We start from the raw sequence: 21,656 nt of genomic DNA on the forward strand, positions 1-21,656 counted from the left end.
TACGAGACAACTGATGAGCTCGCAATATGTGCAACATTACGGTTTTGTAATGTTATAAAAAACAACATTCAAAGAAAATCCTATTTAAATCAATGCCATATATCAATGAAACCGCCTTTCGCCATCCGCGTGAGCGAAAGTCGATCAGACTGGCATACAGACAATTGTGAAATTGGGGGGCGAACAGAAGAGCGCCGGCGCGGATGCGCCGGCGTCGAGGTCACGCCGCCCGGACCAGGTCCGGACGGGTGCAACAGCCGGGGAGATTACTTCGCAGCGTCCTTGTGCGCGTCGGCCATCGCTTCGGCCTTCTTCTCGTTGGCCTTGGCATGCGCCTTGGCCTTCTCGGCGTTGGCGTCCACGACCTTCTTCTGGGCCTTTTCGTCGGCCTTGATCATGGTCTTGTTGGCGTCGTATTGGGCGTCGGCGATTTTCTTCTCGGCCTTGGCCGATGCCTTGCCCTTGTCTTCTGGATCGGCCTTCGTCACTTTTTCGTTGGCGTCAGCGATCTTCTTGTCGGCCTTGTGCTGGGCCTTGGCCTTTTTCTCGTTGGCCTTGCCGGTGGCCTTCGAGATTTTCTCGTCCTGCTTGGCGACTTCCTTGGCTTCCTTCTCGTTGGCCTTGGCGATGTCCTTGTCGGCATCGGCGTTGCCGGTCGAGGCGCTGGTGGTGCCGGTCATGCCCGAGGTGCCGCTGGACGGGGTGGCGGTGCCGACGACGGTGGTGCCGGGAGCCCGGGTCATGCCGTTGGCGGTGGTGGCCGGGGTCTGGCTGGTGGCGGCCGATACCGGGGCGCCGGTCGAGCTGGTGCTCTGGGCTTGGGTCTGGGCATACACCGAGGTGGCGAACAGGCCAGCGATCAAGGTAGCGAGCAGTTTATTCATGGTAATTCTCCTATTCCGTCTATGGTGGGTGGCGCCGCAGGGACGCCATGACTTTTTATTAATTCGAGCCCACAGAATATGCTCCCCGGATGTATTGACTCTGTTCGCAAACGCACACAGCAAAAGGAAGCATTGTTAAAGTTGTGACAGAATTTTTCAGCGGTTCTCGGTATCGCCGCCGGCCGCGCGATTGGCCGCCTTGCGATCGGACTTCTCCTTGACCTCGGCGCGCTTTTCGAGGCCTTCCCTGGCCGAATGCTCGGTCTTCAGGCGCGCTCCGACCGGCTCCTTCACTTTGCGCGTGTTCGCCTTGCGGATTTCCCGCTCGGCCTTGGTACCGGCCTTGCCGCGTCCGCCGGTCGCCTTCGCATCGGCTGCGGTGCTGTTCGGAGGCGTCGTGTTAGTGGCCTGCGCATTCACGCTGTCCGCCTTCTGCGGCGCGACGCCGACCACGGCCGTGCTCCTGCTGGTGACCTGGCCGGCACTGTTCACGCCGGCCGCCTGCTCGCCGGTGACGCCATGCGCGCTGCCGGTGGTGGCGCTGCCGTCGGTATGCAGGCCGGTGCCCGAGACGCCGGCGGCGGTCGAGTTATGGCCCGACACCGCCTGCCCGATCGGGGCCGTGTTGGCACTGCTGCCGGCCTGTTCGCGCGGCTGGGGTTTGGCCTGGGATTGCGTCTGGGTCTGGGCCTGGGCGGAAGCGGCCAGCAGGCCGCCGATGAGGATGGTGAGGAGTTTGTTCATGATGATTCCCGTTGCTTTAGGTATGCGTCGAGAATAGGAGCGGGACGCTCCCTTCATCTGTTCGGCAGCGCACCCTTCGGTGCCTTGCCGTCCAAACACTTATTTCGCCGGGCGCGCGTACAGGTCGATGATCTCGCTGATGCCGTCCTGGCACACAGGACAGAACTGTTCGCTGCGGTCGAACATGATGCACTGCATGGCCGGGCGGTAATAGCCGCTGGCCTCGTAATTGGCGCCCTCGAAGGCGCCGATCGCGCTGCGGTAGCGCGCCGTCGAAAACAGCGCGTTGGTATGCGCCAGGTCTTCCCTGAACAGCGCGCTCATCTCCGACTCCGGACGGTTCGCCGCCCGCAGCGCCGCGCGCCGCTTCTGGTAGGCGCGCGAGTATTCCTCGTACTCCGCCTTCGGCCACGGCGTCGGCAGTGGCGTGCCCGCCTGCACGTGCCGCTTCCATTTCAGCTTGCCCGGGTCGCGCAGCGCGGTCACGTTCGGCTCCCACGGCTCCATGCGCGCGCCGCTCGACTGGTAAGCAACCGGCGAGGTGTAGTACTCGTCGGCAAGGCCGCCGAAATGGTGGCCGAACTCGTGCACGAACAGGTAATTGGCCCAGTCGTTGCTGGCCGCCGCCGTGCTGAACTGGCCGAAGATTCCACCGCCGCCATAGGTGTCGTTGTTGACCAGGATTTCGATGAACTCATAGGGCGCGTACTGGGCGATGTCGCGCAGCGCACGGTTGTCCAGGGTCAGCACGTAGCGCTCGCTGCCGAAGATGTCGTAGCGCGTTCCCAATGCCGAGGCGTGGTGCACGCCGGTCGAGGGCCGGGTGATGCCCGATTCCTGGGTCGGCACCGCCATCGCCCAGACATTGAAATCCTTGGCCCGCTCCTTGAACGGCGAGACCTCGAACAGGTGCTTGCTCAGGCGCAGTGCATCCTCTTCGAACTTCTGCATGTCCTTCTGCGTATAGCCATCGCCGAGGATCAACAGGTCGACCTTCTGCGGCGAAGGTCCGCTGACCCTGATCGGGATCGGCCTGGCGGGCGCTGGCGGCTGGGTGCGCACGACGTCCTGGCCGTTCGTGTCGACCTCGACGCTCCAGGCCACCGAAAACTCGTTGCGCTCGTCGCGCTTCAGGATGCGCACGCGCACTGGACGGTCCGGCTTCGGAAAGCGCACCGACTCGTGGAATCCGCGGCTGAGCTTATTGGCCTCCTCGGTCGTCTTCCACTCGCCGAACACGGTCGAAAAATCGCGCGAGTACAGCAGGTCGCCGGTCTTCGCATCCGCCACTTCCAAGCGATTATTGCCGCGATTCGTATTGTCGAAAGGCTGGGACAGGTCGCCCGGCCAGGGCAGCGGTTCGATCAGCACGCGCTCGATGGCGTATTGCTCGGACAGCGCATTGCCGCTGTGGGTGTAGTCGAGACGGACGGTGGCTGGCGCCTGGGCTTGGACGGCACCAGAAGCCAGCGCCAGCGCGGCGGCCAGCAGGCGGAACGAGAATCGGAGCATGTCGTTTCTTATGAAGCAATTAACGCCATGTATTGTAATCCGTCGACGCTACTGCTCACTGCCGCATTGACAACCTGTCCATTTGCCACGGAACACGCCGAAGCGGCTCAGGGCTGCTTGTACTGGTAGAGCGGGCGCCGGATCAGGATCGGCCGGATGTCGAGGCGCAGGTTGTAGATCGAATAGGAATCGGTCGAGGCCGATTCGTAGCCGACGCTGTCGGTCGCGCGGGTGAAGCGGAATTCGAAGCCGAGGTCGGGCTGCACGCCGTTCGGACTGCCGAGGGTGAGGCCGATGGCTTCCGGCTGGTCGCTGTCGATCAGCTTGCTCATCAGGTCGACGACCGTGGTGTTGCCGAGGATGTCGGCCGCGAACAGGGGTTCGCGGTAATACGGGCGCGAAGGGTCGAGCTTGCCGTCGGCCTTTTCCTCGGACGGCGTGAATTCGTGGGTCGCGATGTTGAAGCGGTCGCCGTTGTCGAGGTAGCTGACCCGCACGTTGCTGACGTTGAAGGCGCCCTCGCGCGCGCTGGCGTTGGCCAGGTCGAGCACCAGCGCGCCCTTGTAGCCGAGCACCTCGACGTCGCGGTTGGGCAGCACCACCATGGCGGTGTCCTCGTCGACGCCCAGGCCCAGTTTGTAGCCCTTGGCCAGCATGGCCGGCAGCATGCGCGCGAAGCGGCCGCGCACCAGCAGGTGCTGGTCGACGAAGACGTCGTCACCGATGAAACCCAGGCCATCGGTGATTTCCTTGCCGTCCTCCACGCCCAGCTTGAGCGTGGCCAGCACCGTGCGCGGGCGGCCGAACATGGTGCTGCTCATGATGGCGGCGCCGGCGCTGGTGCCGGCGATCACGCCGCCGCGCCGGTACATGTCCCACAAGGCATCGAGCACCCGGGTGTTGCTGCCGTCCTCGTGGCGCAGCGCGCTCGTGATGCGGCTCTGGTCGCCGCCGGCGAAGAAGGCGCCGCCGGCGGACCGCACCAGCTCGGCCAATTTGGGATCGTCGGCGGCGGTATGGTAATCGCTGCCGGCCAGTTTCACGGCCACCGGCACGAAGAAGGCCTTCGCGCCATAGCTGTTGAGGCGGTCGACCAGGCTCTTGCCGGATTTTTCAGGATAGCCGGATGCGGACGCGAACACGGCGATGCGCGCATCCTTGCCGCCGGCCAGCTGCAACACCCGTTCCCAGACCGGAGCGTTAGCGGGACGCAGATTGCCGCCGATGATGACCAGCGATCCCTTGGGCGCGCCCTTGGCGACGGTCGCTTCGGCACCGGAGACGAACTGGGCACTGGCAAGCGCCAGCAAGACAAGGACGACGCGCAGTGCAATCCGCAACATGGACTCCCCTCCCAATCTTGACCGATGGAACAATCGTAAGCCTGATTGTAGAGGGCTGGCGCCGTGTTGAGCCGAGTCAGGTCAGATAAATGTTCGGAGAGAAACGCTCCATGACGGTGCCGGGATGTTGCGGCGCCGTGAATCCGAACCGGGTGTAGAGGCTGTGCGAGTCGGTGGTATTCAGGGTAAAGCGGCGCAGCCCCTGCAGGCTCGGATGCTCCATGACGAAGCGGAGCAACTGCTTGGCATAGCCATGGCCGCGGTATTCGGGAAGGACGAAGACGTCGCACAGGTGGGCGAACGTGGCGTAGTCGGTAACCACGCGCGCGAACGCGACCTGGCGTCCATCCAGGTAGCCGCCGAAGCACAGCGAGTTTTCGATGGCGCTCTCGACCACGGGGCGAGAGATGCCGACGGCCCAGGTCGAGTTTTCGCTGAGGAAGCGATAAATCATCGGGATGTCCAGGCGCGTGCGATCGGTGCTGACCTGGAACTTGGAATCGTTGGTGGTCGGAGTCATGGGCAGCGCAGCTCGTCAAATCTGGTAAAAAAACCAATTCTAGCGCTGTTCGCGGCGCCAGGGTCGATTACGCCAATCGTGCGCTGCCTGCCGCTTCAGTGGCTGCCCAGGTAGCGCTCCGGCAGAGGCAAGCGCTCATCCTCGGCGCGCCACAGCACGTTCACGATCCACCAGCGCTTGCCGTCATGGTAGAGCTGGATGCTGTTGATGCCGCGCTGGAAAGGCTTGGCATCGCCGGGCGCGTGGCGCGATTCGTAAGTGCTGAACACGTGCACGATCTGCCCGAAGGTCTCGCTCGTGCGCGCCGCTTCACGCTCGAAAAAGCCCATGGTGGCGAAGGCCTTGCTGTTGCGCCCGATGTAATCCTCGACGCTCATGGCGCGCAGGACGAAGCTGCCGTCGGGACGGGCACCCACCGCCATCAGGCGGCCTTCCGGCGCGAACAGCGAACGCATGCGGTCCCAGTCGCGCGGCTTGCCGGCCGCGCCGGAAATCACGTCGTACAGCGCGCCGACAATGCCGTCGACGCTGTCGACGTCGGCCGCGCGAGCCTGATAGCCGGGGGAACCTGGCGCCGGAGCCGCCGGTGCAGCCGGTGCAGCCTGTGCCGCAGCCGCTGCCGGAGCCGCAGGAACCGCCGGGCTGGGCGCTGTCTGCGCCTTGGCGCCGTAGATACCGCCGATGGCCACCACTATCGCCACCAACATCAATGTCGAACGCTTCACGCCTGTCTCCTTATGATTTCTAACAGGCACATGATCCCGCATTTTTTTCCTAAAGTCATCTTTGGGAAAGCAAGGCGGTGCACAGTTTATAATCAGGGATCCAAGGATCTCCCCACACCCTCCTCCATCATGACCGCACAACTGTCCAAAAAAGCGGAAGCCTGGTCGGCCCGCTTCTCCGAACCTGTTTCCGACCTCGTCAAGCGTTATACCGCCTCCGTGTTCTTCGACAAGCGCCTGGCCCTGTTCGACATCCAGGGCTCGCTGGCCCACGCCGAGATGCTGGCGGCGCAGAACATCATCAGCGCCCAGGACCGCGCCGACATCGAACGCGGCATGGCCCAGATCCGGAGCGAGATCGAAGCCGGCCAGTTCGAGTGGCTGCTCGACCTGGAGGACGTCCACCTGAACATCGAGAAGCGCCTGACCGAACTGGTCGGCGACGCCGGCAAACGCCTGCATACCGGACGCTCGCGCAACGACCAGGTGGCGACCGACATCCGCCTGTACATGCGCGCCGCCATCGACGACATCCTTGTCCTGCTGAAGGGTCTGCGCAGCGCCCTGACCGACCTGGCGGAACGCCACGCGGATACCATCATGCCAGGCTTTACCCACCTGCAGGTGGCGCAGCCGGTGACCTTCGGCCACCACCTGCTGGCCTATGTCGAGATGTTCGGCCGCGATGCCGAGCGCATGCAGGACACGCGCCGCCGCGTGAACCGCCTGCCGCTGGGTGCCGCCGCCCTGGCGGGCACCACCTTCCCGATCGACCGCCTGCGCGTGGCCAGGACCCTGGGTTTCGAGGACGTCAGCCACAACTCGCTCGATGCTGTGTCTGATCGCGATTTCGCGATCGAGTTCACGGCCGCCGCATCGGTCTTGATGATGCACATCTCGCGCATGTCGGAAGAGCTAGTGACGTGGATGAGCCCGCGTGTCGGCTTCATCGACATCGCCGACCGCTTCTGCACCGGTTCGTCGATCATGCCGCAGAAGAAGAACCCGGACGTGCCGGAACTGGCGCGCGGCAAGACCGGTCGCGTCTACGGCCACTTGATGGGCCTGCTGACCCTGATGAAGGGCCAGCCGCTGGCCTACAACAAGGACAACCAGGAAGACAAGGAACCGCTGTTCGACACCGTCGATACGGTACTGGATACCCTGCGCATCTTCACCGACATGGCTTCCGGCATCACCGTGAAGGCCGAGAACATGCGCGCCGCCGCGCTGCAGGGCTATGCCACCGCGACCGACCTGGCCGACTACCTGGTCAAGAAGGGCCTGCCCTTCCGCGATGCCCACGAGGCCGTAGCGCATGCGGTGCGTGCCTGCGACGACGCCGGCTGCGACCTGTCCGAGATGCCGCTGGATCGCTTGAAGGAATTCTCGCCGCTGATCGAGCAGGACGTGTTTGCCGTGCTGACGCTGGAAGGTTCCGTGGCGGCGCGCGACCACGTCGGCGGGACGGCGCCGAACCAGGTGCGCAAGGCCATCGAACGCGTGCGCGGGCAATTGGCTGACTGAGCGTAACGCGTGGGCACGGTGTGCCCACCCTACGTAGAATCCTCTGCGGGACATTCTCGCGGGGGATGAAAGATGCACCGCTATAAAAACCTGGGCGGCGAGTCGGGCGTGGTCGCCTACGACATCGACGCCGGCCAGATCATCGTCCAGTTCAGGAACGGCGACCGTTACCTCTACACCGAGGACAGCGCCGGCGCCGCCAACGTCGCCAAGATGCAAGAGCTGGCCAAGGCCGGGCGCGGCCTGTCCGCCTTCATCAGCCAGCACGTGCACGACCGCTACGAGCGCAAGGTGAATTCCGGCCGGCTCTACTAGCCTGCCCCATCGACAAGAAAGCCATCAGTGATCCAGATTTCCCAGACCAAGCTGCCCGACCGGCCTTTTTCCGCCTTCCTGTTCGACATGGACGGCACCATCCTCACCTCGATCAAGGCCGCCGAGCGGGTCTGGGGCCGCTGGGCCAAGGGCCACGGCCTGGACGTCGAGGCCTTCCTGCCGACCATCCACGGCAAGCGCACCGAGGAAACCATCCGCGCGCTGGCGCTGCCGGGCGTCGATCCGGTGCGCGAAGCCGCCTTCATCACGCGTGCCGAGATCGAGGACGTGGCCGGGATCGAAGCCATCGAAGGATCCGCCGCCTTCCTGGCCGGCCTGCCGCGCGAGCGCTGGGCCATCGTCACCTCGGCGCCGCGCAAGCTGGCCGAGGCGCGCATCGCCGCCGCCGGCCTGCCGATCCCGGACGTGCTGGTGGCCGCCGAAGATGTCGAACGCGGCAAGCCGGCGCCCGATCCCTTCCTGCTGGGCGCGCGCAAGCTGGGCGTGGCGCCGGGCGATTGCCTGGTATTCGAGGATACGCTGGCCGGGCTGCAGTCGGCGGCGGCTGCCGGCATGGCCAGCATCGTCGTGACCACCACCCATTCGCATCCGCTGGAGACCGACGTCAGCGCCGTGCTCGATTATGAACGCTTGCGCGCCATCGTCGAAGCGGACGGCATGCTGCGGGTGAAGCATCGCGGCATGCCATCCTGATGTAACTGATAGGTTACTTTATGAGTCGCTGAGCTTACACTGCCATTTCCATAACTCATCAAAGAGCAGGAAGATGGCCGAGAAACTGACGTCGATCGATGCTGCCGCGCGCATGTCGCACCGCCACCTGCTGGCGGCGCTGGGGCTGGTCCTGCTGATGGGCGTGGCGGCCCTGCAGGGCGGCGCGCTGTGGACGCTACTGCCGGTGATTATCACGATCACCGCGGCGGCGCTGTACGGCATGGTCAAGCGCGTCGACCCGCGCGCCCTGGAAGCCATGCGCAAGGACGAGCTGCGCCAGGCCAGCCTGCAGCGCGCCTGGCGCAACGGTTTCTTTGCCATGCTGGGCCTGCAGCCGGCGCTGGCGCTGGCCTTGAGCTGGAGCGGAGCCGCCAACGCCGTCGCCCTGATGGCAGGCGGCGCCGTCACGATCGGTAGCGCCACCGTCCTGGCCAGCCTGCTCTGGTATGACCGCTGATGGGTGAAGCAATGAGCGAACACCTGAGCACGACGATGAGGATCCAGCGTGCCCGGCTCGACCTGACCCAGGCCGGGCTGGCCGAGCGCGCCGGTGTCACCCGCAAGTCGGTGAACGCGATCGAGGCCGGACACATGGTGCCCTCGACCATCCTCGCGCTCAAGCTGGCGAAGGTGCTGGGGGTGACGGTGGAGGAGCTGTTCGCTATCGAGCTTCGCCCGGACTGATCCGGTCGGGATGGACGCCGGCCTGTTCGCCGTGGTCGGCGCGGTAGACGCGCGGCTCCAGCGTCTCGGCCTCGATCGGCACCGGCGCCACCGGCTCCGCGCCGTCGCCATGCGCGCCCGACTGCGCCTGCCCGGCCCGCTTCGGGTAGGGGGTGCCGTCGCGCTTCGTATAGCTGTCGGTGCTGCCGTCGTACAGCAGGTCGATGTCGGGGTAGCTGGCCTTGTCCTCCTTGAAGCGCGAGCCGACCGCCAGGAACAGCGCAATGCCCCAGCCGCGGTTGACCAGGTGGTGGCCGTTCGGCCGGCCGGCCGGGAAAGCGGCGCAGTCGCCGGCCCGCATCAGGGTCTCGCCCTCGTCGGTGATGAGCGTCACCTCGCCGGATACGACCATCACGAATTCGTCCTCGTGCGAATGCCAGTGGCGCTGCGACGAGGCGGCGCCCGGCTGGAGTTCCACCAGGTTGACGCCGAACTGGGTGATGCCGCCGGCATCGCCCAGCGCCTGCCTGCTGCGCCCGTTGACGGCTTCGGCGAAGGGTTCGGGATAACCGGTGCCACTCAGTACCGGGATACTGCTCAGGTCAAGCCTCATGGGCGCTCCTTGTTGAAGGTTTGGACAAGTGACAGTGTATAGTAGCCAAAAAGCCAGAACCAACACGCATGTCCACGCAACCGAACAGCCAGCAAACCGCCATCCTGCAATCCCCGAACAAGGTCAAGCTGATCGACGCCGTGGCCGGCGCCGGCAAGACCACCACGCTGGCGATGGAGGCGCGCCAGGCCTGCGCCGACGGGCTGTCCGAACGGGCCGTCCTGGCCCTGTGCTTCTCGCGCGGCGCGCGCCTGCGCTTCCATGAAAAGCTGAAGGAAGAAGTGTCGGAGCACAGCGGCATCCATGTGATGACGGTGGAGGACTTCGCGCGCCAGCTGATCGACGACCTGGCCGAACGCGGCCGCATCACCCGGCCCGTCGTCCACCAGGACGTCGAAGGCATCCGCGGCGAACTGGTCGCTGCCGCCGGCCGCGTCTGGCAACGCTACCAGGAACAGGGCATCCGCAGCGACTTCAATTTCGGCCTCGACGAGAACAACCAGCACCTGGACGACATCGCGCGCCGCCTGGCCCAGCTGAAGGCCGCGCTGGCCACGCGCGAGTTCGCGCCGAAGGACACCGAGTCGCACGACGACGACGGTAACGACGACGACGCCGACTACGACGAAAGCGGCGACGGCGAGCTGGCCGGCCAGCCGGATCCGGTCGCCGACATCATCCGCGAGTACGAGGCGCAGCGCCATCCCTACCCCGAGGAATTCCGCTGGCAGGGTCCGAACGACGCGGTCGCCGACCTGGTCTACCTGCTGCAGCGCCAGCCGACGCTGGCCCAGGAGCTGCGCCGCTGGTCGCTGTACCTGGTCGACGAATGGCATGACGTGAACGCGGCCGAATTCGAACTGCTGGCGCGGCTGCGGCGCGGCGCGCGCCTGGTGGTGGCGGGCGACAAGGACCAGACCATCAACCGCGACCGCGGCGCCGATCCGGTCTACTCCGGCCAGCGCTTCACGGACGAATATCGCGCGGACGGCAGGCGCTTCCCGCTGGGGATGTCCTACCGCTTCGGCCGGGCGCCCGCCGCCATCGCCCACAAGCTGACCCACAACGGCTGCGAAGGCCGCCCCGACCGCGACACCGTCGTGCGGCGCGTGCAGTACGACCCGTCGCAGCCGGGTGCCTGCGCGCAGCTGGTGGCCGACGCCATCCGCGAAGCCCTGCAGAAAGGCCGCCCCAAGCCGACGAATCGCGATTTTGCCGTCGTGCTGCGCGACGTCGACCAGAGCATCGAGATCGAGACCGCGCTGATGGAAGCGAAGATCCCGTACAAATGCGACGGCTTCGAGACTTTCCTGCTGCTGCCGGAGATCCTGCTGCTGCGCGGGATCCTGCACTACGTCAGCAACGATTACTCAGCCCTGCGCGGCCATGCCGAGACCTGCGTGCAGATGGTGCTGGCGCTGTCGCGCTACTTCTACCTGACGCGCGATCCGAAGCACTGGAAGCTGGAATGGGCCGAGCGCAGGTCGGTGCTGGGCTATGCGCAGGACGAGGTGAAGCGCACCCCGGAAGTGCTGAAGAGCTTCTTCGACGGCGCCCTGCTGCGCGAGACCGAATTCGACAGTCCGCAGGCGCGCCAGTCGAAGAACCTGATCCGCCCCGTGATTGCGCGGATGGCCTCCCTGGGCAGCTCCGCGACCGCCTATGAACTGCTGGCCATGCTGCGCAATGAGGTCGACCTGCACGACGCCACCAGCCGCGCCTTCGTCAGCCGCGACCGGGTCGCCTCGGCGCGCCGCTCGATCGACGCCTTCCTGCGCTTCGCATCGACCCACGGACGGGTAGCAGCCGCGGAATTCCTGGCCACGCTGACGCAAATGGAGAACGACGTCGCCCTGGTGCGCCGCTCGAAGAATGCCAACAGCATCGGCACTCGCCGCAGCCTGGTGCGGGTAACGACCATCCAGGCCGCCAAGGGACGCGAGTGGCCGTACGTGCTGATGCCCTTCCTGGCGCAGGACGAGTTCGTGCGCACCAGGGATGCGACCAACGAGGTGCGGCACCTGTACGTCGGGCTGACGCGGGTGATGAAGGAGCTGCTGCTGTTCGAGCCGGATGAGGAGTCGGCGCAGCAGCGGCTGGCTTACCTGAACAGTTAACACGTCGTTCCCGCGCAGGCGGGATAGCGCCACTGGCGCTATCCCGCCAAGCTTGCGTGCTTATCGTTAGCGTACGCAGTACTTGGGTCCCCGCCTGCGCGGGGACGACGTTTACAAGCTGCGGGTTCCTGTTACTGCACTTCCCCCCGCTTCTGCACCAGGGTCAAAATGTCGTAGCTGGCCACCAGCTCGTCATGCTGGTTGGTGACCTGCACGTCCCATGCCACCACGCCCTGTCCACGTCCCTGTTCGTCGCTGCGGTTGCGGTCGACCTTGCGCTTGCAGGTGAGGCGGGCGCGGATGGTGTCGCCGATCGCCACCGGCGCCACAAAGCGCAGGTTGTCCAGGCCGTAGTTGGCCAGCACCGGGCCCGGCGCCGGCGATACGAACAGGCCGGCCGCCGCCGACAGCACGAAGTAGCCGTGGGCGATGCGCTTGCCGAACTGGGTGTCCTTGGCCGCGATCTCGTCGAAGTGCATGTAGAAATAGTCGCCGGAGACGCCGCCGAAGTTGACGATGTCGGCCTCGCTCACGGTACGACGGTGGGTCAGCAGCGAGTGGCCGATTTCCAGGTCGTCGAACCAGCGGCGGAACGGGTGGACTTCCGTTTCCTTGACCTCGGCGCCGCGCACGTATTCGCCGGTCACCGCCGTCAGCATGGTCGGCGAACCCTGCACCGCGGCGCGCTGCAGGAAGTGTTTTACCGCGCGGATGCCGCCCAGCTCCTCGCCGCCGCCGGCGCGGCCCGGACCGCCGTGCTTCAGCTGCGGCAACGGCGAACCGTGACCGGTCGAATCGACTGCCGAGACACGGTCGAGGATGTGCACGCGGCCGTGCGAGGCGGCCGCCACCGGCACCGCATGCGCGGCGATTGCCGGGTCCTTCGTCACCAGCGTCGTCACCAGGCTGCCCTTGCCGCGTGCCGCGAGAACCAGAGCTTCGTCGATGTCGCGGTAAGTCATCATGGTGCTGACCGGGCCGAAGGCTTCGACGTCGTGCACGGCGTCGTTGTTCATGCCGTTGCGGCACAGGATCAGGGTCGGCGAGAAGAAGGCGCCATTCGCGCAATTGTCACCCACCGGCTTGAAGCCGTCGCGGGCACTCCACAGCACCTCGTTGCCGCGCGCGAGCATCTCGACCCGCTCCGACACGTCGCGGTGCTGGTCCATCGAGGCCAGTGCGCCCATGCGCACGCCCTCGACCTTCGGGTTGCCGACCACGATCTTGGCCAGGCGCGCGCGCAGGCGCTCGCCGACCGCGTCGACATGCTGCTCGGGCACGATGACGCGGCGGATCGCCGTGCACTTCTGGCCGGCCTTGCCGGTCATCTCGCGCGCGACTTCCTTGACGAACAGGTCGAATTCCTCGTCGTCCGGGCTCACGTCCGGCGCCAGGATCGCGCAGTTGAGCGAGTCGGCTTCGGCCGTGAACGGCACCGCCTCGCGGATCAGGTTGGCGTTGGCGCGCAGCTTGGCGGCGGTGTCGGCCGAGCCGGTGAAGGTGACGGCGTCGAAGCCGATCAGGCGGTCCAGCAAGTCGCCGGTGCTGCCGATCACCAGCTGCAGGCTGCCCTCCGGCACCAGGCCCGACTCCATCATCATCTTGACGACGGCATGGGTCAGGTAGCTGGTGGCGGTGGCCGGCTTGGCGATGCAGGGCATGGCGGCCAGGAAGCTGGGCGCGAATTTCTCGAGCAGGCCCCAGATCGGGAAGTTAAAGGCGTTGATGTGCACGGCCACGCCGCCGCGCGGCACCAGGATGTGGGTGCCGGCGAAGCCGCCGCGCTTGCCCAGCGCCATGGCCGGTCCCTCGTGCAGCACGTTCGACGACGGCAGCTCGCGCGAACCCATGCTGGCGTAGGCGAACAGGGTGCCGATGCCGCCTTCGACGTCGACCCAGCTGTCCGGCCGGGTGGCGCCGGTCAGGTGCGACACCTCGTACAGCTCTTCCTTGCGCTCCATGAGGTACAGGGCCAGGGCCTTCAGGCGCTGGGCGCGCTTCTGGAAGTCGAGTCGCATCAGCTCCGGCACGCCGGTCTTGCGGGCATAGGTCAGGGCTTCGTCGAAATCGATTTTCTCGGCGTGGGTGTGGTAGATCAGCTGGTTGTCCAGCGCGCTGTGCAGCGGCTGGTGGGCCGATTCGCCGTGCCAGCGGCCGGCGATGTAGCTTTGCAGGGTCGACGGGGTGTGCATGATGGTCTCCGATCAGGTTTTCTCATATTGCTTGCGTTTCGAATTCTGGAGCGTGCTCCGATGACGGCTACTTTTTCGGCTTGTGCGGCTCATCGAAAACAAGCTTCGGCCGTCCAGGCTCCATCTCGGTGAACGCCTCCACCTCGCGCAGCGAGTTCATCGAGCGCACCGCCAGGTCGTGGTACTGCCGCGTCCCATAACTCTTCCACGCGATCTCGTCGTCGCTCACCGCGCGCACCACCTTGGCCGGCGCGCCCAGCACCAGGCTGCGCGGCGGGATCAGCATGCCGGCCTTGACGAAGCTTGCTGCGCCGACGATCGATTCCGCTCCGACCACGGCCTTGTCCATCACCACCGCATTCATGCCGATCATCGCATTGGGTCCGACCCGGCAGCCGTGCAGCACCGCGCCGTGGCCGATGTGGCCGTCCACCCCGACCACCGTGTCGTCTTCCGGGAAGCCGTGCATCACGCAGGTATCCTGCACGTTCGCGCCCTCTTCCAGGATCAGGCGGCCGAAGTCGCCGCGCAGCGAGGCCAGCGGACCGACATAGCAGCGCGGGCCGACGATCACGTCGCCGATCAGCACCGCGGTCGGGTGCACGTAGGCGGTCGGGTGCACCACCGGGCGGATGCCGTCGATTTCATACACGGGCATGTTCACACCCGCTCGACGATCAGGGCGATGCCCTGGCCCACGCCGATGCACATCGTGCACAGCGCATAGCGGCCACCGCTGCGGTGCAGCTGGTTCACGGCCGCCGTCACCAGGCGCGCGCCGGATGCGCCGAGCGGGTGGCCGAGCGCGATCGCACCGCCGTTCGGGTTCACGCGGGCGTCATCGTCCGCCAGGCCGAGGTCACGCAGCACCGCCAGGCCCTGCGATGCAAAAGCTTCATTCAGCTCGATCACGTCCATCTGGTCGATGCTGAGCCCCGTCATCTGCAGCAGCTTTTTGGTGGCCGGCGCCGGGCCGAAGCCCATGATGCGCGGTTCCAGGCCGACTGCCGTCATGCCGACCACGCGCGCGCGCGGGGTCAGGCCGTACTGGTCGATGGCAGTGCGCGATGCCAGCAGCAGCGCGCAGGCGCCGTCGTTCACGCCCGACGCATTGCCGGCGGTGACCGAGCCGTCCGGCGTCACCACGCCCTTCAGCTTGGCCAGCGCTTCCAGGCTCACGTCGGGACGCGGATGCTCGTCGGTGTCGAATACGCGCGATTCGCCTTTCTTCGTATGCAGGGTGACCGGCACGATCTCGTCTTTGAAGATACCGGCAGCATTGGCGGCGGCCCAGCGCTGCTGGCTGCGCAGCGCGAACGCGTCCTGGTCGGCGCGCGACACGCCAAATTCGCGCGCCACGTTCTCGGCAGTCTCCGGCATCGAGTCGATGCCGTACTGCGCCTTCATCTTCGGGTTCACGAAGCGCCAGCCGATGGTGGTGTCCTCGATTTTCGCCGTGCGCGAGAACGCGCTGTCGGCCTTGCCCATCACGAAGGGGGCACGGGTCATGCTCTCGACGCCGCCGGCAACGATCAGATGCGCTTCGCCGGTGCGGATCGCACGCGCGGCCAGGCCGACCGCGTCCAGGCTGGAGCCGCACAGGCGGTTGATGGTGCTGCCCGGGACGCTCGGCGGCAGGCCCGCCAGCAGGGCCGCCATGCGCGCCACGTTGCGGTTGTCCTCGCCGGCCTGGTTGGCGCAGCCGTAGTAGACGTCGTCGACCTTCGACCAGTCCACACCCGGGTTGCGGTCGATCAGCGCCGCGATCGGCAACGCGGCCAGGTCGTCGGCGCGCACGTTGGCCAGCGCGCCGCCGAAGCGGCCGAAGGGGGTGCGGATGGCGTCGACAATGAATGCGTCAGTCATGGATGAATCTCCTCAGTGTTGTTTGTTGCGCTGGTCGACCACGCGCCGGGCCTTGCCCGTCAGCGAACGCTCGATGCCTTGTACGGGCAGCAGGTTCACGCTGGTCGTCACCCCGATATAGGTCTTGATCCGATGTTTCAGTTCCTGGGCCAGGGCCTGCACGCGGTCGGGCGGACAATCCCCTTCCCTCAGCTCGCAGCGCACTTCCAGCTTGTCGAGGTGGCCGTCCTTGCTGACCACCAGCTGGTAGTGCGGGGCCAGCGCCGGCATCTGCAGCACCTGTTCCTCGATCTGGCTGGGGAAGACGTTCACGCCGCGGATGATCAGCATGTCGTCGGACCGGCCCGTGATGCGGCCCATGCGGCGCATCGAACGCGAGGTCGGTGGCAACAGGCGCGTCAGGTCGCGGGTGCGGTAGCGGACGATGGGGAGGGCTTCCTTGGACAGCGAGGTGAACACCAGCTCACCCTCGGCGCCGTCCGGCAGCACTTCGCCGGTATCCGGGTCGATGATCTCGGGATAGAAATGGTCTTCCCAGATCACCGGGCCGTCCTTGCTCTCGATGCACTCGCTGGCCACGCCCGGCCCCATCACTTCGGACAGGCCGTAGATGTCGACCGCGTCGATGCCGGCGCCCTCTTCGATCTCGCGGCGCATCGCATCGGTCCAGGGCTCGGCGCCGAAGATGCCGACCTGGAGGGAGGAAGTGGCCGGGTCGATTCCCTGGCGCTTGAATTCCTCGACGATGTTCAGCATGTACGAGGGCGTGACCATGATGATCGAGGGCTTGAAGTCCTGGATCAGCTGGACCTGCTTCTCGGTCTGCCCGCCCGACATCGGCACCACGGTGCAGCCCAGGCGCTCGGCGCCGTAGTGGGCACCCAGGCCGCCCGTGAACAGGCCATAGCCATAGGCGATATGGACCATGTCGCCGGGGCGGCCGCCGGCCGCGCGGATCGAACGCGCCACCAGGCCGGCCCAGGTATCGATGTCGCGCTGCGTGTAGCCGACCACGGTCGGCTTGCCGGTGGTACCGGACGACGCGTGCACGCGCACCACCTGTTCGCGCGGCACGGCGAACAGGCCGAACGGGTAGTTGTCGCGCAGGGTCTTCTTTTCGGTGAAGGGGAATTTCGCCAGGTCGGCCAAGCATGTCAGGTCGTCCGGGTGCACGCCCTGCTCGTCGAAGGCGCGGCGGTAGTGCGCCACGTTCTCGTAGGCGTGCCTCAGCGTCTGCTTCAGGCGCTCGAGCTGCAGGGCCTGCAGCTCGTCGCGGCTGGCGCGCTCGATCGGTTCGAGGTCGCCGGGTTGGGGAATGCGCTGCACCATCGTGTTCTCCTTTAAACTTCCGCCACCATGCCGTTCACGCGGTGGGACTTGCCGCGGAACAGCGCCACCTTGCGCCCATCCTGGTTGCTGACCACGATGTCGTAGACACCGGTCTTGCCGGACAGCGCCTGCTCCTGCGCCTCGGCCGTCAACAGGTCGCCTTCGCGTCCCGGAGACAGGTAATCGATGCTGCAGCCGGCGCCGACCGTGTTGACATTGTGCGAGTTGCAGGCGAAGGCGAAGGCGCTGTCGGCCAGCATGAAGATGTAGCCGCCGTGGCAGGTGCCGTGGCCGTTCAGCATGTCGTCGCGCACGCGCATGCTCATGCGCGCGTAGCCGGGACGGATCTCGTCGAGCGTCATGCCCAGCCGTTGGCTGGCCGGATCGCGTTCGTACATGGTCCTGCCGGCCAGCTCGGCCAGCGCTTGTGCATCAAACTGCATGGAATCGTGCTCCTTCAGGATTTGCCGCGAGCTTGCGGCGCAACAGCGGCGAGACGCGGTAGCGGTCTTCGCCATAGGTGCCGGCCAGGCTGGCCAGCACGGTCACCACGTGGCGCAGGCCGACGGCATCCGCCCAGGCCAGCGGCCCGCGCGGGTAGTTAACGCCCTTCTGCATCGCGATGTCGACGGCGCGTGCGCTGCACACGCCGTGATTGACGGCGTCGGCCGCCTCGTTGGCCAGCATGGCGACGCTGCGCATCACGGCCATGCCGGGCACGTCCTCGAGGCGCGTCACCGTAAAACCGGCGGCCTGGAACATGCCGACCGCGCCATGCCAGGCTTCCTCGCTGCACTGGTCGGCTTTCGCCAGCGCGATGCGGGTGGCCCTGGCCGGATCGAGCATCAGGTCGAACAGCACCGTGTCCGCATGGCCGTCGTCCGCCGCGCGCTGGGTGGCGCTGCGGCCGTCGGTCAGGTAGACGGCCGCGCCGTTGACGTGGAAGGCCGGCTCTTCGCGGGTGTCGCTGCCATCGAACATGGATGGGTGGCTCGGCACGATGCCGGCTGCCGCCAGGCGCTCGGTGACGATGGCCTGCAGCGCATCGAAAACCGGGTCGGACAGATCGCGCTTGCGGGTGATACGCACGGTATGCGGACGCTCCACTGCCGGCTCGGCCTGGGCTGCCGGCACGGTCACGCCGTCGCCGTAGCGGTAGAAGCCGCGCCCCGATTTGCGGCCGAGGAAGCCGGCGTTCACCAGCTCCTGCTGCAGGACCGAGGGCGTGAAGCGCGGGTCGTTGAAATAGGCCCTGAACACCGACTGCGTGACCGAGAAGTTGACGTCATGGCCGATCAGGTCCATCAGTTCGAAGGGTCCCATGCGGAAGCCGCCGCAGTCGCGCATCACCGCGTCCAGCGTGGCCGCATCGGCCGCCTGTTCCTGCAGCAGGCGCAGGGCCTCGGCATAGTAGGGACGCGCCACGCGGTTGACGATGAAACCCGGCGTCGACTTCGCGTGCACCGGGTCCTTGCCCCAGGCCGCGGCGGTGGCGTGGACGGTATCCGCCACGCTTCGATCGGTGGCGATGCCACTGATGACTTCGACCAGCGCCATCAGCGGCACCGGGTTAAAGAAGTGCATGCCGACCAGGCGTTCCGGGCGCTTCAGCCCCGCTGCGATCGCCGTCACCGAGATCGACGAGGTGTTGGTGGCCAGGATGCAGTCCGGGCCGACGAGGTTTTCCAGCTCGGCGAACAGGGCGCGCTTGACGTCCAGGTCTTCGACGATGGCTTCGACGACCAGCGCCGCATCCTTCAGCTCCGCCGTCGATGCGGCCGGCCGCAGGCGCTCGCGCGCCAGGCTGGCCTCGACGGCGCCCATGCGGCCCTTCTCGACCAGCTTGTCGTACGCCTTGCCGATGCCGGCGATCGCCTTGGCCACCGCTTCGCCGCGGGTATCGTAAAGGCGCACCAGGTGCCCGGCGGCGGCGGCCACCTGGGCAATGCCGGAACCCATGGCGCCGCTGCCGACCACGGCGACCACGCTGCCCTTTTCGAGTGCCTGTGCCATGATTACTCTCCCTTGAACCGGGGCTGGCGCTTGTCGATGAAGGCGGCCACACCCTCGCGGTAGTCGTGGCTGTAGCCCAGCTCGCGCATCATGCCGGCTTCCATCTGCAATTGCTGCTCCAGCGTGTTGGTCCAGCTGGCCAGCATGGCCTTTTTCGTGAACGCCAGGCCCTTGGTCGGCGCGGCCGCGAAATGCTCGGCCATCGCCATCGCTTCAATCATCAGGGCCTCGTCCGGCACGCAGCGCCAGATCAGTCCCCATTGTTCGGCCTTCTCGGCCGGCAGCTTGTCGCCCAGCAGGGCCAGGCCCATCGCGCGCGCCGGGCCGATCAGGCGCGGCAGCACCCAGGTGCCGCCGGTGTCGGGAATCAATCCCAGCTTGCAGAAGGCTTCGATGAAGCTGGCGGATTTCGCGGCCAGCACGATGTCGCAGGCCAGCGCCAGGTTGGCGCCGGCGCCGGCGGCCACGCCGTTCACCGCGCAGATCACGGGCATGGGGAGCGTCCGCAGGGTGGTGACCAGCGGCGCATAGTATTTTTCGACGGATTCGCCGAGGTCCACGCGCGGCCGGTCCGCCGCTGCGGCGCCCGGTCCGACGGCGCGGTCGTTCAGGTCCTGGCCGGCGCAGAATCCGCGCCCGGCGCCGGTCAGCACCAGCACGCGCACGGTTTTGTCGGCCTGCAGGGCGTCCAGGGCGTGGCGCACTTCGCCGTGCATGGCCTGGGTGAAGCTGTTCAGGCGATCCGGGCGATTGAGGGTGAGGACGGCGATGCCGTTGTCGATGGTGAACTTGATGGATTCGTAGGTCATGGTGTCTCCTCCATTGTTATCTTTTGCTTCGTCATTCCCGCGCAGGCGGGAATCGAGGTTTTCGAATGCGGCGAACTTGGATCCCCGCCTGCGCGGGGATGACGTGCGAAGGCTAGCGGTACTTATTCGTGCACGTCGAAATCGACGACGATCTTGTCCGTCACCGGAAAACTCTGGCAGCTCAGCACGAAGCCACGCGCCACTTCGTAATCTTCGAGCGCGTAGTTGACGTCCATGTCGACCTGCCCTTCCAGCACCTTGCAGCGGCAGGTCGAGCATACCCCGCCCTTGCACGAGTAGCGCATGTCGATGCCTGCGCGCAGGCCGGCGTCGAGCAGCGATTCCTTGTCCTTGTCCATCGTGAAACTGGCGTGGTTGCCGTCCATGATCACGGTGACTTCGGTCTGGTGGCGCGCTTCCGCCGACACGGGGCGCGGCTTGCGATCCAGCTTCGCCGCACCGGCCGCGAACAGCTCGATGCGGATGCGTTCCTTCGGCATGCCCGCTTCCTGCAGCGCGGCGGAGACACCGTGCATCATGTCCTCGGGGCCGCAGATGAAGGCGTAGTCGACGTTTTCCACGCGCAACCAGTGCTGGAACAGCTGGCGGCACTTGGCCTCGGTGATGCGGCCGTTGAACAGCTCGATGTCCTGCTGCTCGCGGCTCATGATGTAGACCAGGTTCAGGCGCTCCATGTACTGGTCCTTCAGGTCGGTCAGCTCGTCGCGGAAGATCACGGACGAGGATGCGCGGTTCCCGTACAGCAGGGTGAAGCGGCTGTCCGGCTCGGCCAGCAAGGTGGTCTTGAGGATCGACAGGATCGGCGTGATGCCGCTGCCGGCCGCGAAGGCCAGGTAGTGACGGCTGCTTTCCGGGTCGAGCGGCAGGTTGAAGCGGCCCTCGGGCGGCATCACGTCGATCGTCACGCCGGGGCGGATGCATTCGTTGGCCCAGGTCGAGAACACACCGCCGTTCACGCGCTTGATGGCGATCCGCAGGCAGTCGTCCTGCACGGCGGAGCAGATCGAATAGGAGCGGCGCACGTCCTCGCCGTCGATCATGGCGCGCAGCGTCAGGTGCTGGCCCTGCTGGTACTTGAATGCGTCCCGCAGGTTCGGCGGCACGTCGAAGGTGACGGCGATAGCGTCGCGCGTTTCGTGCTTCACCTTGGCGACAGTCAGTGGATGGAATTTGCTCATCGTCTTAATGACACTTGAAGTAGTCGAAAGGCTCGCGGCAGTCGAGGCACTGGTACAGCGCCTTGCATGGCGTCGAGCCGAACTGGCTGGTGAGGCGGGTATGGTGCGAGCCGCAGTGTGGGCAGGCGACCTCCGGTTCCTGGATCGCATGGCGTGAGAAGGACGCGACCCGGCCGTGTTTCAGGCCACTGATGTCGATCACCTGCTGCACCGGGGGCGCGATGCCGTAGCCCTTCAGCGCGGCCTTGCCGGCGTCGCTCATCCAGTCGGTGGTCCAGGCCGGCGACAGGCGGGTGGCGATGCGCACGCGCTGGAGTCCGCGTGCGCGCAGGGCGTGTTCGACGTCCTCGGCGATTACCTGCATCGCCGGGCAGCCGGAATAGGTCGGGGTGATCGTGACCACGCATTCCTCGCCGGCGGCGCCCTCGAAGGCGACCTCGCGCACGATGCCGAGGTCGACCACCGAGATCACCGGGATCTCCGGGTCGGGTACCTCGCCCAGCCAGGCCCAGACCTGTGCGGTATCGACAAGCATTGCCGCCTCCATGTG

At 66.2% G+C, this 21,656-nt stretch carries 22 protein-coding genes; 6 read left to right on the forward strand and 16 right to left on the reverse strand.

The window, feature by feature from the left end:
• Nucleotides 1-266: 266 nt before the first annotated feature.
• From ACI48D_RS15710 to ACI48D_RS15735, 6 genes are all read right to left on the reverse strand, one after another.
• Nucleotides 267-884 carry a hypothetical protein gene (locus ACI48D_RS15710; protein ID WP_435572171.1) on the reverse strand — a complete coding sequence of 206 codons (618 nt, stop codon included), beginning with the start codon at nt 882-884 and terminating at the stop codon, nt 267-269.
• 156 nt (nt 885-1,040) lie between these two features.
• Nucleotides 1,041-1,628: a hypothetical protein gene (locus ACI48D_RS15715; protein WP_435572172.1), complete on the reverse strand. Its 588-nt coding sequence runs from the start codon at nt 1,626-1,628 to the stop codon at nt 1,041-1,043.
• Nucleotides 1,629-1,727: 99 nt separating this feature from the next.
• Nucleotides 1,728-3,140, reverse strand: a complete 1,413-nt coding sequence (locus tag ACI48D_RS15720; protein ID WP_435572173.1) for a M64 family metallopeptidase — start codon at nt 3,138-3,140, stop codon at nt 1,728-1,730.
• A 107-nt stretch (nt 3,141-3,247) separates the two neighbouring features.
• The gene (locus ACI48D_RS15725; protein WP_435572174.1) at nt 3,248-4,483 is read right to left on the reverse strand and encodes a cyanophycinase; all 1,236 of its coding nucleotides are present in this window, start codon (nt 4,481-4,483) and stop codon (nt 3,248-3,250) included.
• A 76-nt stretch (nt 4,484-4,559) separates the two neighbouring features.
• Nucleotides 4,560-5,003, reverse strand: a complete 444-nt coding sequence (locus tag ACI48D_RS15730) for a GNAT family N-acetyltransferase (protein ID WP_435572175.1) — start codon at nt 5,001-5,003, stop codon at nt 4,560-4,562.
• Nucleotides 5,004-5,098: 95 nt separating this feature from the next.
• Nucleotides 5,099-5,728 carry a hypothetical protein gene (locus ACI48D_RS15735; protein ID WP_435572176.1) on the reverse strand — a complete coding sequence of 210 codons (630 nt, stop codon included), beginning with the start codon at nt 5,726-5,728 and terminating at the stop codon, nt 5,099-5,101.
• Between the two features lie 129 nt (nt 5,729-5,857).
• Between ACI48D_RS15735 and argH the strand changes: the two genes are divergently transcribed.
• From argH to ACI48D_RS15760, 5 genes are all read left to right on the forward strand, one after another.
• Nucleotides 5,858-7,255, forward strand: a complete 1,398-nt coding sequence (argH, locus tag ACI48D_RS15740) for an argininosuccinate lyase (protein WP_435572177.1) — start codon at nt 5,858-5,860, stop codon at nt 7,253-7,255.
• Nucleotides 7,256-7,327: 72 nt separating this feature from the next.
• On the forward strand, nt 7,328-7,570 hold the full coding sequence (locus tag ACI48D_RS15745) for a hypothetical protein (protein WP_435572178.1): 243 nt from the start codon (nt 7,328-7,330) through the stop codon (nt 7,568-7,570).
• Between the two features lie 27 nt (nt 7,571-7,597).
• Nucleotides 7,598-8,284 carry an HAD-IA family hydrolase gene (locus ACI48D_RS15750; protein WP_435572179.1) on the forward strand — a complete coding sequence of 229 codons (687 nt, stop codon included), beginning with the start codon at nt 7,598-7,600 and terminating at the stop codon, nt 8,282-8,284.
• A gap of 73 nt (nt 8,285-8,357) precedes the next feature.
• Nucleotides 8,358-8,762, forward strand: coding sequence for a hypothetical protein (locus ACI48D_RS15755; protein ID WP_435572180.1), 405 nt, complete (start codon nt 8,358-8,360; stop codon nt 8,760-8,762).
• Complete coding sequence (locus ACI48D_RS15760; RefSeq protein ID WP_435572181.1) at nt 8,762-8,989, forward strand: helix-turn-helix transcriptional regulator; 228 nt, start codon at nt 8,762-8,764, stop codon at nt 8,987-8,989. Before ACI48D_RS15755 ends, ACI48D_RS15760 begins: the two co-directional genes overlap by 1 nt.
• On the opposite strand, the gene ACI48D_RS15765 is transcribed toward ACI48D_RS15760, so the two are convergent.
• Nucleotides 8,967-9,581 carry a cupin domain-containing protein gene (locus tag ACI48D_RS15765; RefSeq protein WP_435572182.1) on the reverse strand — a complete coding sequence of 205 codons (615 nt, stop codon included), beginning with the start codon at nt 9,579-9,581 and terminating at the stop codon, nt 8,967-8,969. The genes ACI48D_RS15760 and ACI48D_RS15765 overlap by 23 nt on opposite strands.
• Before the next feature lie 68 nt (nt 9,582-9,649).
• Between ACI48D_RS15765 and ACI48D_RS15770 the strand changes: the two genes are divergently transcribed.
• Nucleotides 9,650-11,698, forward strand: coding sequence for a UvrD-helicase domain-containing protein (locus tag ACI48D_RS15770; protein ID WP_435572183.1), 2,049 nt, complete (start codon nt 9,650-9,652; stop codon nt 11,696-11,698).
• A 131-nt stretch (nt 11,699-11,829) separates the two neighbouring features.
• On the opposite strand, the gene paaZ is transcribed toward ACI48D_RS15770, so the two are convergent.
• The 9 genes from paaZ to paaD form a co-directional block, all read right to left on the reverse strand.
• Nucleotides 11,830-13,890, reverse strand: a complete 2,061-nt coding sequence (gene paaZ, locus ACI48D_RS15775; protein WP_435572184.1) for a phenylacetic acid degradation bifunctional protein PaaZ — start codon at nt 13,888-13,890, stop codon at nt 11,830-11,832.
• Between the two features lie 67 nt (nt 13,891-13,957).
• On the reverse strand, nt 13,958-14,548 hold the full coding sequence (paaY, locus tag ACI48D_RS15780) for a phenylacetic acid degradation protein PaaY (RefSeq protein WP_435572185.1): 591 nt from the start codon (nt 14,546-14,548) through the stop codon (nt 13,958-13,960).
• A 2-nt stretch (nt 14,549-14,550) separates the two neighbouring features.
• The gene (pcaF, locus tag ACI48D_RS15785; RefSeq protein WP_435572186.1) at nt 14,551-15,756 is read right to left on the reverse strand and encodes a 3-oxoadipyl-CoA thiolase; all 1,206 of its coding nucleotides are present in this window, start codon (nt 15,754-15,756) and stop codon (nt 14,551-14,553) included.
• Between the two features lie 12 nt (nt 15,757-15,768).
• Nucleotides 15,769-17,085 (reverse strand): phenylacetate--CoA ligase PaaK, encoded by a 1,317-nt coding sequence (paaK, locus tag ACI48D_RS15790; RefSeq protein ID WP_435572187.1) that lies wholly within the window; start codon nt 17,083-17,085, stop codon nt 15,769-15,771.
• Between the two features lie 11 nt (nt 17,086-17,096).
• A complete protein-coding gene (paaI, locus tag ACI48D_RS15795; RefSeq protein WP_435572188.1) occupies nt 17,097-17,528 on the reverse strand; it encodes a hydroxyphenylacetyl-CoA thioesterase PaaI in 432 nt (143 codons plus the stop codon).
• The gene (paaH, locus tag ACI48D_RS15800) at nt 17,518-19,098 is read right to left on the reverse strand and encodes a 3-hydroxyacyl-CoA dehydrogenase PaaH (protein ID WP_435572189.1); all 1,581 of its coding nucleotides are present in this window, start codon (nt 19,096-19,098) and stop codon (nt 17,518-17,520) included. Before paaH ends, paaI begins: the two co-directional genes overlap by 11 nt.
• A gap of 2 nt (nt 19,099-19,100) precedes the next feature.
• Nucleotides 19,101-19,907, reverse strand: coding sequence for a 2-(1,2-epoxy-1,2-dihydrophenyl)acetyl-CoA isomerase PaaG (gene paaG, locus ACI48D_RS15805; RefSeq protein WP_435572190.1), 807 nt, complete (start codon nt 19,905-19,907; stop codon nt 19,101-19,103).
• A 122-nt stretch (nt 19,908-20,029) separates the two neighbouring features.
• Entirely contained in the window at nt 20,030-21,106 is a 1,077-nt protein-coding gene (gene paaE / locus ACI48D_RS15810) for a 1,2-phenylacetyl-CoA epoxidase subunit PaaE (RefSeq protein ID WP_435572191.1), read from the reverse strand.
• A gap of 4 nt (nt 21,107-21,110) precedes the next feature.
• On the reverse strand, nt 21,111-21,641 hold the full coding sequence (gene paaD / locus ACI48D_RS15815) for a 1,2-phenylacetyl-CoA epoxidase subunit PaaD (protein WP_435572192.1): 531 nt from the start codon (nt 21,639-21,641) through the stop codon (nt 21,111-21,113).
• Between the last annotated feature and the right edge of the window lie 15 nt (nt 21,642-21,656).

Origin of the sequence: Massilia sp. LXY-6, assembly GCF_051233485.1 — a bacterium.
In the GTDB taxonomy this organism is placed as follows: Bacteria; Pseudomonadota; Gammaproteobacteria; order Burkholderiales; family Burkholderiaceae_D; genus Telluria.

Excerpts from the sequence above, each read along its gene's own strand:
- ACI48D_RS15710 (WP_435572171.1), bottom strand. The coding sequence starts at position 884 with ATGAATAAACTGCTCGCTACCTTGATCGCTGGCCTGTTCGCCACCTCG.
- ACI48D_RS15715 (WP_435572172.1), bottom strand. The coding sequence starts at position 1,628 with ATGAACAAACTCCTCACCATCCTCATCGGCGGCCTGCTGGCCGCTTCC.
- ACI48D_RS15720 (WP_435572173.1), bottom strand. The coding sequence starts at position 3,140 with ATGCTCCGATTCTCGTTCCGCCTGCTGGCCGCCGCGCTGGCGCTGGCT.
- ACI48D_RS15725 (WP_435572174.1), bottom strand. The coding sequence starts at position 4,483 with ATGTTGCGGATTGCACTGCGCGTCGTCCTTGTCTTGCTGGCGCTTGCC.
- ACI48D_RS15730 (WP_435572175.1), bottom strand. The coding sequence starts at position 5,003 with ATGACTCCGACCACCAACGATTCCAAGTTCCAGGTCAGCACCGATCGC.
- argH (WP_435572177.1), top strand. The coding sequence starts at position 5,858 with ATGACCGCACAACTGTCCAAAAAAGCGGAAGCCTGGTCGGCCCGCTTC.
- ACI48D_RS15745 (WP_435572178.1), top strand. The coding sequence starts at position 7,328 with ATGCACCGCTATAAAAACCTGGGCGGCGAGTCGGGCGTGGTCGCCTAC.
- ACI48D_RS15755 (WP_435572180.1), top strand. The coding sequence starts at position 8,358 with ATGGCCGAGAAACTGACGTCGATCGATGCTGCCGCGCGCATGTCGCAC.
- ACI48D_RS15760 (WP_435572181.1), top strand. The coding sequence starts at position 8,762 with ATGGGTGAAGCAATGAGCGAACACCTGAGCACGACGATGAGGATCCAG.
- ACI48D_RS15765 (WP_435572182.1), bottom strand. The coding sequence starts at position 9,581 with ATGAGGCTTGACCTGAGCAGTATCCCGGTACTGAGTGGCACCGGTTAT.
- ACI48D_RS15770 (WP_435572183.1), top strand. The coding sequence starts at position 9,650 with ATGTCCACGCAACCGAACAGCCAGCAAACCGCCATCCTGCAATCCCCG.
- paaZ (WP_435572184.1), bottom strand. The coding sequence starts at position 13,890 with ATGCACACCCCGTCGACCCTGCAAAGCTACATCGCCGGCCGCTGGCAC.
- paaY (WP_435572185.1), bottom strand. The coding sequence starts at position 14,548 with ATGCCCGTGTATGAAATCGACGGCATCCGCCCGGTGGTGCACCCGACC.
- pcaF (WP_435572186.1), bottom strand. The coding sequence starts at position 15,756 with ATGACTGACGCATTCATTGTCGACGCCATCCGCACCCCCTTCGGCCGC.
- paaK (WP_435572187.1), bottom strand. The coding sequence starts at position 17,085 with ATGGTGCAGCGCATTCCCCAACCCGGCGACCTCGAACCGATCGAGCGC.
- paaI (WP_435572188.1), bottom strand. The coding sequence starts at position 17,528 with ATGCAGTTTGATGCACAAGCGCTGGCCGAGCTGGCCGGCAGGACCATG.
- paaH (WP_435572189.1), bottom strand. The coding sequence starts at position 19,098 with ATGGCACAGGCACTCGAAAAGGGCAGCGTGGTCGCCGTGGTCGGCAGC.
- paaG (WP_435572190.1), bottom strand. The coding sequence starts at position 19,907 with ATGACCTACGAATCCATCAAGTTCACCATCGACAACGGCATCGCCGTC.
- paaE (WP_435572191.1), bottom strand. The coding sequence starts at position 21,106 with ATGAGCAAATTCCATCCACTGACTGTCGCCAAGGTGAAGCACGAAACG.
- paaD (WP_435572192.1), bottom strand. The coding sequence starts at position 21,641 with ATGCTTGTCGATACCGCACAGGTCTGGGCCTGGCTGGGCGAGGTACCC.